Origin of the sequence: Pseudomonas sp. R5(2019) (genome assembly GCF_009905435.1) — a bacterium.
In the GTDB taxonomy this organism is placed as follows: domain Bacteria; phylum Pseudomonadota; class Gammaproteobacteria; order Pseudomonadales; family Pseudomonadaceae; genus Aquipseudomonas.
This window is the reverse complement of record NZ_JAAAMT010000017.1, coordinates 91595-106789: the sequence shown is the minus strand read 5'-3', so window position 1 is coordinate 106789 and position 15195 is coordinate 91595. Positions and strand designations below refer to the sequence as shown.

Here is a 15195-nt window from a genome sequence, read left to right as displayed (position 1 = left end):
ATCTCAAAATGAACTATATGATTGCTCGTATAGTCACTTGTGATGCTGATAATCTTTTTGACAATCAGTCTGATTTCACAAGCACCCACACGAATTGCTTGATTCAGTTGTTAAAGAGCGGTTGGCTGAGAGTCTTTCGTCTCAACCGAGGCGCGCATTCTACGCTTTCCTCTGTGCCTGTCAAGCGTTTATTTTGAAGTTTTTTCAGAGAATCTCTAACAACTTCAAACACTTGGCTCGCTTCGATCTCTCGTTAGCGGGAGGCGAATTCTACATCTTATAAATACGCCGTCAAGCAAATAATACCTCAAAACCAGAAATAAGCCCCGAAAAGAAAACTGCGCACTATATTGCTCAATTACCGCCGCTTGAGCATCATAGCGCCATCTGCTCCCACCTCCTGCAGATACCTATATATAAGGAAGACGACACCCTAATGAGCGACCAACCCCGCAGCCTGGCTTCAACGCTATTTCCCATCGGCGTGTTGATGATCGCCATGGCCTCCATTCAAACAGGAGCGTCGTTGGCCAAAAGCATGTTCCCCGCAGTGGGGGCACAAGGCACAACCACTCTGCGCCTGGTGTTTGCCAGCCTTATCATGCTGGTCTTGCTGCGCCCGTGGCGCGCCCGGTTTACGGCTCAGTCGCTGCGCACCGTTATCATTTATGGCGTCGCGCTGGGGGGAATGAACCTGCTCTTCTATATGTCGCTGCGCAGCGTGCCGCTAGGCATTGCGGTGGCGCTGGAGTTTACCGGGCCGCTGGCCGTTGCCATCTATGCCTCACGCCGGGCAATCGACTTCTTGTGGATAGCCTTGGCGGTATTCGGGATGTACCTGCTCGTCCCACTGGGCGAAACCAGCAGCGGCGTTGATCCCGTAGGTGCTGGCTATGCGCTGGGGGCTGGCGCCTGCTGGGCGTTCTACATTTTATATGGGCAAAAGGCAGGTGCCGAAAACGGCATTCAGACGGCGGCCCTGGGCGTCATGATTGCGGCGTTGTTCGTTGCACCTTTTGGTATTGCCCATGCGGGTGCGGATTTGTTTTCCCCCGCGCTCATCCCGATAGCGATTGGCGTTGCCATTCTTTCCAGTGCCCTACCCTACAGCCTGGAGATGGTCGCGCTGACACGGATGCCGGCACGCACCTTTGGCACACTCATGAGCATCGAACCGGCATTTGGTGCCTTGTCAGGTTTGCTGTTTCTTGGCGAAGTACTGTCTTTGGCGCAATGGCTGGCGATTGCCGCCATTATTGTGGCCTCTGTTGGCGCGACCACGACCATGCGCAAAGAACCTGCCCCACTGGTCGCGACAGACTGATTGAGAATTAATTTCATTTATGATGCATTTGCCAATTGCGTCACAGCCAAGCGATGTTTAGGCTGTCACTCGACAACACCTTTGCTTTCTTTGACCAAGACGCGCAAACCCAAGACGATGGTGAGCACTAATCGAATCAGACGCGGCTCATAACCGCGAGTGCAATAAGGACAGGAATGAAACGAATTTTGCTCATCCTTGCCGTAATCGCTGTCGCAGGATGCGCCGCGACTGCAAAAACAGAGGTCAAGCACGGCAGGAAGGGCCTGCATATCAATTGCTCGGGCCTGTCCTCTTCGTGGAACAAGTGTGACTCCAAGGCAGCCTCGCTGTGCGGCGAGAAAGGCTACAAGGTCATCGCCAAATCCGGCGACAGCGTCGAAGACCCGGGTGATTACCCGTTCGGCCTCAACCCCGCCGGCTACACCAGCCGCAGTATGATCGTGATCTGCAAATAGCCAGCGCCGCCCCTGGGCGGCGCCTTCAGGTTTCACACCGGCGCAGTGCGCATGTTCAGCCACTCCAGCGCTGCCCCTTTCAGCAATGGCGATAAACGCTCATGCACGGTCTGGTGATAGGCGTTCAACCAGTCCCGCTCCTCGGCCGTCAACTCACCCAGCTCTATACAGCGAGTATCGATCGGGCACAGCGTCAAGGTCTCGAATTTCATGAATTCGCCAAACTCGCTTTTGCCAATTTCGCGATTCAACACCAAGTTTTCGATGCGAACGCCCCACTGCCCCGGACGATAGGTACCCGGCTCAATGGAGGTGATCATTCCAGGTTGCATCGAGGTCTGCGGCGTCGGCGCGGCTTGATAGGCGATGACTTGCGGCCCCTCGTGCACGTTCATGAAATGGCCTACGCCGTGCCCCGTGCCATGCCCGTAATCGACAGTGTGCGCCCACAGTGGAGCGCGAGCGATGGCATCCAGCAGCGGCGACAGAATGCCCCGAGGGAAGCGTGCACGAGACAGGGCAATCATCCCCTGCAGCACACGAGTGCAATCGAGCTTCTGCGCATGACTGGGCGTACCGATTGCCACCATTCGGGTAATGTCGGTGGTGCCCCCCAGGTATTGACCACCAGAGTCGATCAAAAGCAGGCCATCGCCTTCAATCACTGCGTGGGCCTGCTCCGTTGCGCGGTAGTGCGGCATGGCGCCGTTGGCATTGAATGCAGCAATAGTGGCAAAGCTCAGTGAAACGAAACCTGGCCGACGCGCCCGCTCCGCGCTCAGGCGCTCATCGACTGTCAACTCGGTAAGCGCTTCATGCCCCTGCGCCGCTTCAAACCAGGCGAAAAATTCGCACAACGCCGCGCCATCCTGTTCCATCACCTGACGGATATGCACCGCATCCGCTTCGCTTTTGCGTGACTTGAACAATGTCGTCGGGTTCAACCCTTCTACCACGCTGACGCCTTCCGGCAGCCGCTCAAGCAAGGCGCAGGTCACACGCGCCGGATCGACCAGCACGGTGCTGCCGGCTGGCAGTGCCGCCAGGGCCGCCCCTGCTTCAGCGTATTCGCAAAGCGTGACGCCGTCTTGCTCTAGCGCAGCGCGCAGGGCCCCATCGATTTTGCTCGAGGCAACAAATAAGGTGGCCCGCTCCGGACCGATCAATGCAAACGACACAAACACTGGGTTATAGGACACGTCGCTGCCACGCAGGTTGAACAACCAGGCGATGTCATCCAGGGTGGCAATGAAATGCCATTGCGCGCCACGCTCCTTGATCGCCATGCGCAGGCGCTCAAGCTTCTCTTTACGGCTCACCGTCGCGTGCGGCGGCAGATGTTGATAAACCGGGTTTTCCGGCAATGGCGGCCGGTCTTCCCAGACTTCGGCCAGTACATCGCTGCCCGTTCGTAACGCCACATTACGCAATTGCAGCGTGTGCTTCAGTTGCCGACTCGACGCCACAGCCATGACCGCACCATCGACCGCCACGCTGCCGCCTTCAGGCGCCGACTCCGCCAGCCACTCCAGCGGCCCAGGACGCCCGGGCATCAATTTCATCAGTTCGATGCTGCTACCCGCCAGCTCGTGCTCGGCCTGCTCCCAGTAGCGGCTATCCGCCCAAAGTCCGGCGAAATCAGGAGTAACAATCAAGGTGCCAACCGAGCCGTGAAAACCTGACAACCACTGACGCGCCTGCCAGTAGCCCGGCAAATACTCGGACAGATGCGGGTCCGCAGAGGGGACGAGCAAGGCATCGATCCCTTCGCGATTCATGACTTCACGGACCCGCGCAAGACGCGCAACCACCGTTCCCTGGGATAAAGGCTGTTTGCTCATGCTCACGGCGCCACCACACAATTGACTGTTCTGAAGCCCCCGATAATGGAACAGCCCCAGGCGCCGAGCAACTGCCCGCACACATCCGCCATTCATCCTTTGGCTTGAACTTACCCGCGCCCTCTCGTTTCACAATCCTGAAAGCCTTGCGCAAAGCCTCTTGCCCCCCCAAGGAAAATGCCTATGACAGCCCCCATTGAAGCGAAGACCGGCGTCGTATTGCTCACCGCAGAGGATGCAAAACCCGCACACGAGCATGAGGTTCACATCAAGCTTGCCGAGCGCCTGGCGAATATCCTGGGCACCGAGTTTTTCCCGGCGGCACTCAGTGCTGCTGCCGGTGAGCGTCGCTATTACCTGCCCACCGACACCCTCATTGATCCAGAGCGATACCGGCAGCTGGGTATCGAAACCGACCGCGATTTTTTTGGTGGCATGGTCAGCCAGCCGTTCATGGCCACCAAGGCCATCTCCCACCCGCTGCCCGGTGGCGCCATGTCGCCGCTGGGCTGGACTGACGATTTTGCGCTGCGGGCCAGTGATGCGCTGCTGCGTGGCTACAGCGTGTTCAGCCTGGCCGATGCGCAAATGGCCGCGGATCTGTTGTTCATTGACGGCCCACTGCGATTGAAACCGGTACGGGCAACAGCCGGTCGCGGCCAGTGCGTGATTCACAACCGCAACGAGCTGGATGCCATCCTCAGTCAGCTCGATGAGGAGGAGATCAGCACCTGGGGGCTGGTGCTGGAGGAAAACCTCACCGACGTTGAAACCTTCAGTGTCGGCCAGGTGATGGTCGCCGGCATCATCGCCAGCTATTACGGCACTCAGAATCTGACCCAGGACCACGCGGGTGAAACGGTCTATGGTGGCTCGGAGCTGGTGCTGGTACGTGGCGATTATGACCAGCTGCTGCAGCTGGACATGGACAAGCCCACCCGCCTCGCGGTCAACCAGGCCAGGCTTTACGAACAGGCCGCCATCGCGGCCTTGCCAGGCTTTGTCGCCTCGCGGCGCAATTACGACGTAGCCCGCGGCACCAACGCCCAAGGCAAGCTGCGCAGCGGTGTGCTGGAGCAGTCCTGGCGGATTGGCGGTGCCAGCAGCGCCGAAGTGCTGGCCCTGGAGGCGTTCGCCGATGACCTGACATTGCAGCGGCTAAGAGCCTCGACCCACGAAATTTACGGCGAAACCGAATTGCCCGCCGATGCCACCCTCTTCTATCAAGGAGATGACAGTGACGTCGGATTCATCACCAAATACGCCCGAGTGCGGCCCTATGACCATCCATAGCGAGCCGGTCGATATCAAGGTCGACGGTGAACTGATCGCCGGGACCGTCCTCAGCCCGAGCCCGAAAGTCCCGGGCATTTTGTTTGTCCACGGCTGGGGTGGTAGCCAGCAACGCGACCTGGCACGGGCCAAGAACATCACCGGGCTGGGATGCGTCTGCCTGACCTTCGATTTGCGCGGTCACGAAAAAACCGAAAGCCAGCGCATGAGTGTCAGCCGCGAGCAAAACCTCAATGACCTGCTCGCCGCTTACGACACATTGGTCAGCCACCCAGCCGTGGACACCTCCGCGATCGCCGTTATCGGCAGTAGCTATGGGGGCTACCTGGCCACGATCCTGACCCGCCTGCGCCCGGTCAAATGGCTGGCGCTACGCGTACCAGCGCTGTACTGGGATGACGAGTGGAGTCTGCCCAAGCAGGACTTGAATCGCCAGAAGCTGGTGAGCTACCGCAACAGCGCCCTGAGCCCGGCCGACAACCGTGCCCTCGCGGCCTGTGCAGAGTTCGCCGGGGATGTGTTGCTGGTGGAGTCGGAGCAGGACGACTACGTGCCCCATGCCACACTGATGAGTTATCGCTCGGCCTTTGTCAGCGCTCATTCATTGACTCATCGGATCGTTGATGACGCAGATCATGGGCTCTCAACCGACAGCAGCCAGAAAGCCTACAGCTCGATCCTTACAGCCTGGATCAGCGAAATGGTGATTGGCGCGCGTCTGGACAAATACCCGCATCACTCGCCCCGATATTCGTGAGCACTCAGTCTTCACAGGCGTTGAGCCGCTGACTGCGTGCGGTCGCCGAACTACGCTATTGAAGCAGGCCCCACATGCAAAATTGCAGACTGAACCTGCACTTTTACGGATTGATAGCGGCAAATTTGCACTGCTACGATCGCACGAACATCCGACGCGCCCCGAATCCGCTCCAAATCATTTGGAAATCAACAACAAAGCAGGGAGATAGCGATGACCGCCCAGGCTCAACCTACCACTTCATCCACCGGCAGTTCCCTGGATGCTCATGTGCTGTGCGAAATCCGTAACCATGTGGGGCACCTGACCCTCAACCGCCCTGCCGGGCTCAACGCATTGACGCTGGATATGGTTCGGGGCCTGCAACGCGCCCTGGACGCATGGGCCCTGGATGACCAGGTGAACGCGGTGGTACTGCGCGGCGCCGGCCCCAAGGGCTTCTGCGCAGGCGGAGACATTCGCTCGCTGTACGACAGCTACAAGAATGGCGACACGCTTCACGAAACCTTTTTCGACGAGGAATATGCCCTCGACTTGTGCATTCACCACTACCGCAAACCGGTTTTGGCTTTGATGGATGGCTTTACCCTTGGCGGCGGCATGGGCCTGGCCCAGGGCGCCGATGTGCGGGTGGTCACCGAACGCAGCCGGCTGGGCATGCCGGAAACCGGCATCGGTTATTTTCCGGACGTGGGCGGCAGTTATTTCCTGCCGCGCATTCCCGGTGAACTGGGCATTTACCTGGGGGTCAGTGGCGTCCAGATACAAGCTGCCGATGCGCTGTACTGTGGGCTGGCCGACTGGTTTGTGGAGAGCAGCAAACTGCCCACCCTGGATGAGCGCCTCGATAACCTGGGCTGGAGCAACGCCCCACTCAAAGACCTGCAAGGCCTGCTCGCCAAGCTCGGCGCGCAGACCCTCGAAGAGCCTCCCCTGGCCACCTTGCGCCCCGCCATCGATCATTTCTTCGGCCTGCCCGATGTGCCGAGCATGCTGGAACAACTGCGCCAGGTAAACGTCGCCGACAGCCAGGAATGGGCGCACAAGACCGCCGATCTGCTGGCGGCCCGCTCGCCACTGGCCATGGCCGTCACCCTGGAAATGCTGCGCCGTGGTCGTCATCTGAGCCTTGAGCAGTGCTTTGCGATGGAGCTGCACCTGGACCGTCAGTGGTTCGCCCATGGCGACTTGATCGAAGGCGTGCGCGCCCTGTTGATCGACAAGGACAAACAACCGCGCTGGAACCCGCCCACCCTGCAAGCCTTGGAGCCTGCACAGGTAGAACAATTCTTCGAAGGCCTTCGAAGGCCGGAGCACTGCCATGCAAGACCTTGAATTGAACGAAGAGCAAATCATGATCCGCGACATGGCGCGCGACTTCGCCCGTGGCGAGATCGCGCCGCATGCCCAGGCCTGGGAAAAGGCCGGCTGGATCGATGATGCGGTCGTGGCGAAAATGGGTGAATTGGGCCTGCTGGGAATGGTGGTGCCGGAACAATGGGGCGGCAGCTACACCGACTACGTGGCCTATGCCCTGGCGGTCGAGGAGATCGCGGCAGGCGACGGCGCCACCGGTGCGTTGATGAGTATTCACAATTCCGTCGGCTGCGGGCCATTGCTGCAGTACGGCACCCAGGAACAGAAAGACACCTGGCTCGCCCGCCTGGCCAGTGGGGAAGTCATCGGCTGCTTCTGCCTGACCGAACCTCAGGCCGGTTCCGAAGCCCACAATCTGCGCACCCGTGCCGAACTGCAGGGCGATGAATGGGTCATCAAGGGTGCCAAGCAATTTGTCAGCAACGGCAAGCGCGCGAAATTGGCCATCGTCTTTGCCGTCACTGACCCTGAGCTTGGCAAGAAAGGCCTCTCAGCCTTTTTGGTGCCCACCGACACCCCCGGTTTCAACGTGGACCGCAGCGAGCACAAAATGGGCATCCGCGCCTCTGACACCTGCGCGGTCAGCTTGAATGATTGCCGGGTACCGGCAGCAAACATGCTCGGCGCCCGCGGCAAGGGCCTGGCGATTGCCTTGTCGAACCTTGAAGGTGGCCGCATTGGCATCGCCGCCCAAGCCTTGGGCATTGCCCGCGCGGCCTTTGAAGCAGCGCTGCTGTACTCACGCGACCGGGTGCAATTTGGCAAGCCGATCAATGAACACCAGAGCATCGCCAACCTGCTGGCCGACATGCACCTGCAGATCAATGCCTCGCGCTTGTTGATTCTGCATGCTGCCAGGCTGCGCAGCGCGGGCCTGCCCTGCCTGTCCGAAGCCTCTCAGGCCAAGCTGTTTGCCTCGGAGATGGCCGAGTCGGTGTGCTCCAGGGCGATCCAGGTGCATGGCGGTTATGGCTATCTTGAGGACTACCCGGTGGAGCGTTACTACCGGGATGCGCGGATTACCCAGATTTATGAAGGCTCGAGCGAGATTCAGCGGATGCTGATTGCGCGGGAGCTCAAGCATTACGGGGTTTGACTCGGTACGGTGGCGCGGCTATTCGCGGCGGTCCGGCGGACCGCCGCGAAGCTTTTCAGCAATGGGTCAACAGTTACGGATCACTGACTTCAAGACAGTTTTGAAGGTCTCGATCTGTTCATCGCTGAACGCGCCAAATACCTTGTCCTGCTGCTCTCGGGCGATGGTCCAGAGCGCTTCAGTCTGGTCGATCCCGGCCACGGTCAAACGCACCTTGTCGTCACTGTCGGTCACCAGCCCCTTGCGCTTGAGGTTGGCCACCGCTTCGTCAATCTCGCGTGCCGGCATCGCCACTTCACGCTGCAGATCGCTCAGGTTCAAGCCCGCATCGTTCTCCAGCACCATCAGCATGCGCGCCTCGCTGGTGCGAAGGCCGGTGGACAGTTGCCGTGGCTGATAACTGGCCTGGTAGGCACGCAGGGCCTGGGTCATCAGGTAGTACAGGTTGTGGCTCAAGCGACCCTGAAAGTGGCTGCTCGGCGGTTGGCCTTCCTCACGTTGGGTCATGCGGGTATGCGGCAACACCATCGAGTAAGCACCCTGGTGATACAGCAGCGGTGAGCGACCGAAATCGTCGAAGGCCACCACCTTGCCGATCATGATCCAGTGATCGCCGCCGTCCACTTGCTGGTACTTCTCACATTCGAAGCGTGCGGCGCAATCGGCGAACACCGGAGCCCCGCCCTCGCCCGGCTCGTACTCGATTTCAGCGAAGCGGTCTTCCTTGGGCCGGGCGAAATTGTTGGACAGGTCGATCTGATCGGCCGCCAATACGTTAACCGCAAAGTGGCTGGCTTCTTCGAATACCGCATGGCTGTTGGAGCGCTTGTCGATGCTCCAGAGAATCAACGGTGGGTCCAGCGAAACCGAGTTGAAGCTGTTGGCCGTAACGCCAACCTTGTAGCCCGATTCGGTCGCAGCGGTGACCACGGTGACGCCCGTGGCGAAGTTGCCCAAGGCACGGCGAAAGGCACGGCTGTCGAACGCCGCTTCGGTTTGAGTAGACATGCAAGACTCCCGGGCTACCGCTGAAGGCAGCCCTGATTGTTGTTATGGGCAACGAGGATGGGTGGTGGATCAGACCATGCTTGGATCGGGCTCAAGGCCCATCAACTCGCGCCCCAGAATCTGTGCGCAGACGTCATAGTCAGTGTAGGCGTGGGCACCGGTCAGGTGAGCGTCACGGAACAGGCGCTGCAGTTCGTTGGTTTCGAACCAGGCGCCGCCACCGGCCGCTTCCATCAGGCGGTCGACGGCCTGAATGCACACCTTGGTGGCGTAGCCCTGGTTGGTACGCCAGAACGCCAAAGTCTCGCGGCTCGGGTACTGGTGACGCTCCCCATGCTCGGCAATTTCTTCCCAGCTTTTTTCCAGCAAGGCGCGGGCGGCGGCGACCTGGTGGGTCGACTCGGCCAAGCGCATCAAGGCCGGGGTTGCCGCGCCGACTGCGGCACCGGTGTAGGCACGCACGCGGTTGCGGGTTTTCTCGCGGAACACTTCAAGCATGCGCTCGGCGATGCCCAGGCTGACGGTGGAGAATCCACTGGCGAAGTAAGGACGGTACGGGGTGAAGAAGATCTTGCTGTCGGGGTACAAGCCAAAGCCTGCGGACTTGCCTTCCATCATGTCCTTGGCTTTTTGAATCCGATGCTCGGGGACAAAGACGTTGTCGATGATCAGCGTCTTGCTGCCGCTGCCGCGCATGCCAACGGCGTACCAGTCGTCGCGAATCTGGTAGTCACTGCGCGGCAGTACCGCGAAGCAGTAATCCTGAGTGCCTTCGGCGTTCATGCGGCGAAAGCCCACGATCGCCCATTCGCCATGATCGCAACCACTGCTCCAGCCCATTTCCCCGCTGAACATTACGCCGCCGTCGGTCTCGACGGTACGGCCAAAGGGCGCGATGCTGCTGCTGGCAGTGACATGCGGGTCTTCGCCCCACAGCTCTTGCTGCAGCTTTGCCGGGAACATGGCCAATTGGTGACTGTGGGTGCAGAGCAGGCTCATGGCCCAGGCCGTGCTGGCACAGGAGCCCGCCAGCAGGGCGATGCAATCGGCGAACTGCGGCAGGGACAGCTCCATGCCACCAAAGGCTTTCGGTTGAAACGCCCGATGCAGGCCAATGCTCTTGAGCAGGGCAATGTTCTCATCGGGGACTTGGCGGTCTTGCTCGGCACGGAAGGCGTTGGCGGCGATGGTCGGCAGAATCGACTTCAGGTCTTCGAGCAACGGGTTTGGCTTTTTCATGGATAGCCCTGCTTATTATTAAATGTCCGCGCGGCCGTCCGGGATGAGGGGGCGACGCTGGATGCAGGGCCAGTATGGGGGGATGCACCGAGGTGGAAAATGCAACTTTCAGATGGAAGATTGTACTTTTCATAGCCGTAGCGGCCTCGACCGCGAAGGGTCGCACAGCGGCACCGGTTGCCGATTGGCACGCACAGACATTTAGTCGGCAGGCACAGTCAAGCAGCAGCAAGACCCAGTCGCTAAGGTAGGTCATTGCGGTTTTTTTCTTCCTGCCCACAGGTATGCCCCCATGAGCGCGATTCCTCTTCTGCCCCAGGTTGAAGCCTTTCTCAAGCGTAGCCATCAGCTGTTTATCGACGGCGGCTACGTGCCCAGCACCTCCAGCCAGACCCTGGACGTCATCGACCCGGCCACCGGCGTGGTGATCAGCCGTGTGGCCGACGCCAGCCAGGCCGATATCGACCAGGCAGTGGCCTCGGCCAACCGCGGGTTCCAGGTCTGGTCGCAGACGGCGCCTGCGGCCCGTGCCAGTGTGCTGTTGAAGCTGGCTGACCTGCTGGAGCGTCATCGCGAGGAACTGGCTCAGATCGAGACCTGCCAGTCAGGCAAGATCATCCAGATTTCGCGGATGTTCGAAGTGGACATGGCCGCCAGCTTCCTGCGCTATTACGCCGGCTGGGCGACCAAGATCAGTGGCCAGACCATCACCCCGTCGCTGCCGTCCTTTGCCGGTGAACGCTACACTGCCTTTACTCTGCGCGAGCCAGTCGGTGTGGTCGTGGGGATCGTGCCGTGGAACTTCGCCAGCATGATCGCCATCTGGAAACTCGGCTCCGCCCTGGCCACGGGTTGCAGCATCATTATCAAACCCAGCGAATTCACCCCGCTGACCATCCTGCGCATCGCTGAACTGGCGGTTGAGGCGGGCTTGCCAGCCGGCGCGCTGAACGTGCTGACCGGCGGCGGCATGGTCGGCAAGGCGCTGATCGAACACCCGGGCACCGACAAAGTCTCGTTCACCGGCTCCGTGCCGACCGGCATCGCCGTGGGCAAGAGCGCGATGGATGCCAAGCTGACCCGCGCCACCCTGGAACTGGGCGGCAAAAACTCGGCGGCGTTCCTGCGCGACATGGACCTGGACAAGGCCGTCAATGGCGTGATCGAGGCCGGCTTCCTGCACTCGGGCCAGATCTGCGCGGCGGCGGAGCGTTTCTTTGTACACCGCTCGCAATTGGAAGCCATGACCGAGAAGCTGGCCGAGCGCCTGGCAACTCTGAAAATCGGCTCGCCACTGGACGAAGCCACTCAGTTCGGGCCACTGACCAACAAGCAGCACCAGGCCAAACTGGGGCAGTTCTTTGCCCAGGCACGCGCCGAGAACAGCACCATTGTCTGTGGCGGCAAGGTCATCGACGGCCCGGGCTGCTACGTGGAGCCGACGGTCATCATTGCCAACTCGATTAACGACACTCTGCTCAACGAAGAAACCTTCGGCCCGGTGGCGACCTTCTTCCCATACGACGACGAAGAACAGCTGCTGCAATTGATGAACAACACCCCCTATGGCCTGAGCGCCAGCCTCTGGACCAACGACCTGAGCAAGGCATTGCGCATGGTGCCGCAGATTGAAGCCGGAACGGTGTGGGTGAACATGCACACCCTGCTCGACCCAGCCGTGCCGTTCGGTGGCGTGAAGGCGTCGGGCGTGGGCCGTGAGTTCGGAGATGCGTTTATCGATGATTACACCGAGTTGAAGTCGGTGATGATTCGGTACTGATTTCGGCTCTAGATTGCCAAAAGCATCGCAGGCAAGCCTCGCTCCTACACGCGTAGGAGCGAGGCTTGTCGGGACGCCGAACCGCCGCGATGCTTTTGGCCGCACCCCGCAACGGGGTTCTATACTGAAATCTCCCGATTGTTTCCAATAGTGGAGGTGCATATGGCCAACACTCCCGACTCCAATCCCTCGAAAGAACTCCCTCCCGACGAACCTGCCGATGACGAGCAGGAGCCGCCGCAAACCTGGAAGCACCCTGACGATGGCAAGAGCCTGTCAGATCAGGACGAAGAACGCCCCCTCAAGCCCTGACGCTCCGCTCAGACTGTCGGACAATCTTGTAGTGACAAAAAATATTCACTACAAAAGCTATTGACGACGCTCTTTTGCCCTTGCATGATGCAGCCATCTCCCTGATCGGGAGCGCTGGCAAAAGGTAATCCAGGCAGGCTCGACAAGCCGTTGAGCTGCTCAGTGATGTGAACTGCCCAAAAGGCAGATTGATGAATGACTAGCATCATCGTCCGGCACGGGAAAGCAGTTTGGGGAGCCGCTCTTGATGACGTTGTCACCGTCACCTGTAACTTGGGAACTCTCCCCTCCCCGTGCCACGACGCTGGTGTAGTAGCTTCGCATCGAAGCTACATACATCAAGCTAGGGCCAGATCTTCACTCGACGAACACTCAGTGTCGTCCATTTGCTTCGCCACTCATCAACGGGCCGACGTGCCGGTTTGAGTTAACTCACAAGCAGATCAACGAATGATCTAAGGGGCTTACAAATGAATTTGAATGATCAACCTACTGTTGATGAACTGGCTAAACTGTTTGCCGCCCGTAAAGACACGCTCGACAACCATATTCTGTGGGTCAGCGAGTCGGGCACTGTTCAAATTGATACGCTTGCGCCTTTCACCCAGGAAAGCGAGTTTGAACAACACACGCCGGCCTTGCGTGCACGCTTGAAAATGTACCGTCGCGGTCAGGGCTATGTCGGCAAGAAAGCCGCAGCCGACAAGGACTTCATGGCCCGCGTGCTGCAAACGCTGAAGCAGGAGTGGCAGGCAATCAGGGACAGCTCGGAAGTTCGTCGCCTGGACCGTTACTGCTGATTGCCATTACCAGCGATGTATAAAAAAGCCCCGCCCTGTATCAAAGGGCGGGGCTTTTTATTGGGCGGGTGTCAGCGTTTAACCCGCCCCAACTCTTCAATACTGATCTCACGCATCTTGAACTTCTGCACCTTGCCGGTAACCGTCATCGGAAACTCGTCGACAAAGCGGAAATAACGCGGTGTCTTGAAGTGTGCCAGGCGTTGCTTGCACCAGAGTTGCAGCTCTGCCTCGCTGGCGCTGTGGCCCGGGTGGAATTTGATCCAGGCCACCACCTCCTCGCCGTATTTCTCATCCGGGATGCCGATGACCTGGACATCGGCTATCGCCGGATGGGTGAAGAAGAACTCTTCAAGCTCGCGCGGGTATATGTTCTCGCCGCCGCGGATGATCATGTCCTTGTTGCGCCCGACGATGCAGATGTAGCCCTGCGCGTCCATGGTCGCCAGATCACCGGTGTGCATCCAGCGCGCCGGGTCGATGGCTTCGGCAGTCGCCTGGGGGTTGCCCCAGTAACCGAGCATGACGCTGTAGCCACGGGTGCAGAGCTCACCGATCTGGCCGCGCGCAACGATGCAGCCAAGACTGTCGATGATCTTGCTTTCCAACTGCGGCTGGGTGCGGCCGACGGTGCTCACGCGCAGTTCCAATTCGTCGGTGGGGCCGGTCTGCAAGGACACCGGACTGGTTTCGGTCATGCCATAGGCGATCTGCACTTCACTCATGTGCAGGTCGGTGATCACTCGGCGCATCACTTCGATCGGGCATACAGCCCCGGCCATGATGCCGGTACGCAGGCTCGACAGGTCCATCTGCGGGCGCTCGGGCTGGTCGAGCATGGCAATGAACATGGTCGGCACACCATATAAAGCAGTGGCGCGTTCTTCGGCGACGGTCGTCAGCGTCAGCAACGGGTCGAAGGCGTCGTTGGGGTAGATCATGGTGCTGCCGTGCGTCATGCAGCCCAGGTTACCCATGACCATACCGAAGCAGTGGTAAAGCGGCACCGGGATCACCAGGCGATCCTGTTCGGTCAGGCCCAGGCTCTCGCCCACCATGTAGCCGTTATTGAGGATGTTGTAGTGGCTGAGCGTGGCGCCCTTGGGAAAACCGGTGGTACCGGAGGTGTACTGAATATTCACCGGCTGGTCGAATTGCAGGCTGCGTTGGCGCGCCTGGTAATCATCCTCGCTGACCTCGCTGGCCAGGGCCGCCAATTGCTTCCAGGGCAAAAAGCCTGCCGGTGGCAGCGCCTCCAGGCTGATCACCCCACGCAGGTCCGGCAGCACGGCGCTTTGCAGCTGCCCCACGGGATGTTCGGCTAGCTCCGGAATCAGTCCATTGAGCATGGCGTGGTAGTCGGAGCTTTTGAAAGCGCCAGCACTGATCAGCCACTTGCAACCCGACTGCTTGAGCACGTATTCCAGTTCACTGCTGCGATAGGCCGGGTTGATATTGACCAGCACCGCGCCGATACGCGCACTGGCGAACTGGGCGATACACCACTGCGCGCAGTTCGGCGCCCAGATGCCCAGCCGGTCGCCACACTCCAGGCCCAGGGCCTGCAAGGCGCGAGCATGCACATCGACCAGCACAGCCAGCTCTCGCCAGCTGTAGCGCAGTTGTTGATGACGCACCACCAGCGCCTCGCCGTCAGGAAAACGGGCGACCGTGTTATCGAATGCCTGGCCAATAGTCATAGCCAATAGCGGTTTGTCTTGCCGACCTTGGGTGTAGCTCAGTTGATCCATGACGGTCCCTTTTGTGATTGTTCTGGGAGCACTCGTGAACTGCCGGTCAGAAGCACCGGCACCCATAACCTGGGCTTACTTTGGCGCATATTTACGTTAACGTAAAGGTCATGATGATTAATCGGCTTAGGCTAACGTAGGAATCAGACTACAACAGAC

13 protein-coding genes and 1 pseudogene are annotated in these 15195 nt (G+C 59.6%); 10 read left to right on the top strand and 4 right to left on the bottom strand.

Translation table 11 applies throughout. The features are described from left to right. From GUY40_RS28040 to GUY40_RS13735, 3 genes and pseudogenes are all read left to right on the top strand, one after another. A pseudogene (locus tag GUY40_RS28040) lies at nucleotides 1-197 on the top strand (hypothetical protein); the annotation flags it as partial. Between the two features lie 239 nt (nucleotides 198-436). Further along, entirely contained in the window at nucleotides 437-1324 is an 888-nt protein-coding gene (rhtA, locus tag GUY40_RS13740; RefSeq protein WP_166569490.1) for a threonine/homoserine exporter RhtA, read from the top strand. A 176-nt stretch (nucleotides 1325-1500) separates the two neighbouring features. Next, entirely contained in the window at nucleotides 1501-1782 is a 282-nt protein-coding gene (locus GUY40_RS13735) for a hypothetical protein (protein ID WP_166569489.1), read from the top strand. A gap of 32 nt (nucleotides 1783-1814) precedes the next feature. Here GUY40_RS13735 and GUY40_RS13730 read toward each other — a convergent pair whose 3' ends face one another. After that, a complete protein-coding gene (locus GUY40_RS13730; protein ID WP_166569488.1) occupies nucleotides 1815-3623 on the bottom strand; it encodes an aminopeptidase P family protein in 1809 nt (602 codons plus the stop codon). A gap of 177 nt (nucleotides 3624-3800) precedes the next feature. Between GUY40_RS13730 and GUY40_RS13725 the strand changes: the two genes are divergently transcribed. The 4 genes from GUY40_RS13725 (at nucleotide 3801) to GUY40_RS13710 (ending at nucleotide 8146) form a co-directional block, all read left to right on the top strand. Continuing rightward, nucleotides 3801-4916, top strand: coding sequence for a DUF3182 family protein (locus GUY40_RS13725; RefSeq protein ID WP_166569487.1), 1116 nt, complete (start codon nucleotides 3801-3803; stop codon nucleotides 4914-4916). Further along, nucleotides 4903-5673: a S9 family peptidase gene (locus tag GUY40_RS13720; protein WP_166569486.1), complete on the top strand. Its 771-nt coding sequence runs from the start codon at nucleotides 4903-4905 to the stop codon at nucleotides 5671-5673. Before GUY40_RS13725 ends, GUY40_RS13720 begins: the two co-directional genes overlap by 14 nt. A gap of 213 nt (nucleotides 5674-5886) precedes the next feature. Then, entirely contained in the window at nucleotides 5887-7008 is a 1122-nt protein-coding gene (locus GUY40_RS13715; RefSeq protein WP_166569485.1) for an enoyl-CoA hydratase/isomerase family protein, read from the top strand. Then, on the top strand, nucleotides 6995-8146 hold the full coding sequence (locus tag GUY40_RS13710) for an acyl-CoA dehydrogenase family protein (RefSeq protein ID WP_166569484.1): 1152 nt from the start codon (nucleotides 6995-6997) through the stop codon (nucleotides 8144-8146). The genes GUY40_RS13715 and GUY40_RS13710 overlap by 14 nt, the downstream gene beginning before the upstream one ends. 66 nt (nucleotides 8147-8212) lie before the next feature. Here GUY40_RS13710 and GUY40_RS13705 read toward each other — a convergent pair whose 3' ends face one another. Together GUY40_RS13705 and GUY40_RS13700 are read right to left on the bottom strand one after the other, a co-directional pair. Then, nucleotides 8213-9154 carry a p-hydroxyphenylacetate 3-hydroxylase reductase component gene (locus GUY40_RS13705; RefSeq protein WP_166569483.1) on the bottom strand — a complete coding sequence of 314 codons (942 nt, stop codon included), beginning with the start codon at nucleotides 9152-9154 and terminating at the stop codon, nucleotides 8213-8215. Nucleotides 9155-9223: 69 nt separating this feature from the next. Continuing rightward, nucleotides 9224-10393 carry a p-hydroxyphenylacetate 3-hydroxylase oxygenase component gene (locus GUY40_RS13700; RefSeq protein ID WP_166569482.1) on the bottom strand — a complete coding sequence of 390 codons (1170 nt, stop codon included), beginning with the start codon at nucleotides 10391-10393 and terminating at the stop codon, nucleotides 9224-9226. Between the two features lie 292 nt (nucleotides 10394-10685). On the opposite strand from GUY40_RS13700, the gene GUY40_RS13695 reads away from it, so the two are divergent. From GUY40_RS13695 to GUY40_RS13685, 3 genes are all read left to right on the top strand, one after another. After that, the gene (locus GUY40_RS13695; RefSeq protein ID WP_166569481.1) at nucleotides 10686-12173 is read left to right on the top strand and encodes an aldehyde dehydrogenase family protein; all 1488 of its coding nucleotides are present in this window, start codon (nucleotides 10686-10688) and stop codon (nucleotides 12171-12173) included. 162 nt (nucleotides 12174-12335) lie between these two features. Continuing rightward, nucleotides 12336-12485: a hypothetical protein gene (locus tag GUY40_RS13690; protein ID WP_166569480.1), complete on the top strand. Its 150-nt coding sequence runs from the start codon at nucleotides 12336-12338 to the stop codon at nucleotides 12483-12485. Nucleotides 12486-12955: 470 nt separating this feature from the next. Beyond that, nucleotides 12956-13285 (top strand): hypothetical protein, encoded by a 330-nt coding sequence (locus GUY40_RS13685; RefSeq protein ID WP_166569479.1) that lies wholly within the window; start codon nucleotides 12956-12958, stop codon nucleotides 13283-13285. A 71-nt stretch (nucleotides 13286-13356) separates the two neighbouring features. Here GUY40_RS13685 and GUY40_RS13680 read toward each other — a convergent pair whose 3' ends face one another. Then, nucleotides 13357-15036, bottom strand: coding sequence for an AMP-binding protein (locus GUY40_RS13680; RefSeq protein ID WP_166569478.1), 1680 nt, complete (start codon nucleotides 15034-15036; stop codon nucleotides 13357-13359). Between the last annotated feature and the right edge of the window lie 159 nt (nucleotides 15037-15195).

Bases quoted from the DNA above. Each gene is read 5' to 3' on its own strand.
- GUY40_RS13685 (WP_166569479.1), top strand. From the start codon at position 12,956: ATGAATTTGAATGATCAACCTACTGTTGATGAACTGGCTAAACTGTTT.
- GUY40_RS13730 (WP_166569488.1), bottom strand. From the start codon at position 3,623: ATGAGCAAACAGCCTTTATCCCAGGGAACGGTGGTTGCGCGTCTTGCG.
- GUY40_RS13710 (WP_166569484.1), top strand. From the start codon at position 6,995: ATGCAAGACCTTGAATTGAACGAAGAGCAAATCATGATCCGCGACATG.
- GUY40_RS13720 (WP_166569486.1), top strand. From the start codon at position 4,903: ATGACCATCCATAGCGAGCCGGTCGATATCAAGGTCGACGGTGAACTG.
- GUY40_RS13700 (WP_166569482.1), bottom strand. From the start codon at position 10,393: ATGAAAAAGCCAAACCCGTTGCTCGAAGACCTGAAGTCGATTCTGCCG.
- rhtA (WP_166569490.1), top strand. From the start codon at position 437: ATGAGCGACCAACCCCGCAGCCTGGCTTCAACGCTATTTCCCATCGGC.
- GUY40_RS13705 (WP_166569483.1), bottom strand. From the start codon at position 9,154: ATGTCTACTCAAACCGAAGCGGCGTTCGACAGCCGTGCCTTTCGCCGT.
- GUY40_RS13735 (WP_166569489.1), top strand. From the start codon at position 1,501: ATGAAACGAATTTTGCTCATCCTTGCCGTAATCGCTGTCGCAGGATGC.
- GUY40_RS13715 (WP_166569485.1), top strand. From the start codon at position 5,887: ATGACCGCCCAGGCTCAACCTACCACTTCATCCACCGGCAGTTCCCTG.
- GUY40_RS13680 (WP_166569478.1), bottom strand. From the start codon at position 15,036: ATGGATCAACTGAGCTACACCCAAGGTCGGCAAGACAAACCGCTATTG.
- GUY40_RS13690 (WP_166569480.1), top strand. From the start codon at position 12,336: ATGGCCAACACTCCCGACTCCAATCCCTCGAAAGAACTCCCTCCCGAC.
- GUY40_RS13725 (WP_166569487.1), top strand. From the start codon at position 3,801: ATGCCTATGACAGCCCCCATTGAAGCGAAGACCGGCGTCGTATTGCTC.
- GUY40_RS13695 (WP_166569481.1), top strand. From the start codon at position 10,686: ATGAGCGCGATTCCTCTTCTGCCCCAGGTTGAAGCCTTTCTCAAGCGT.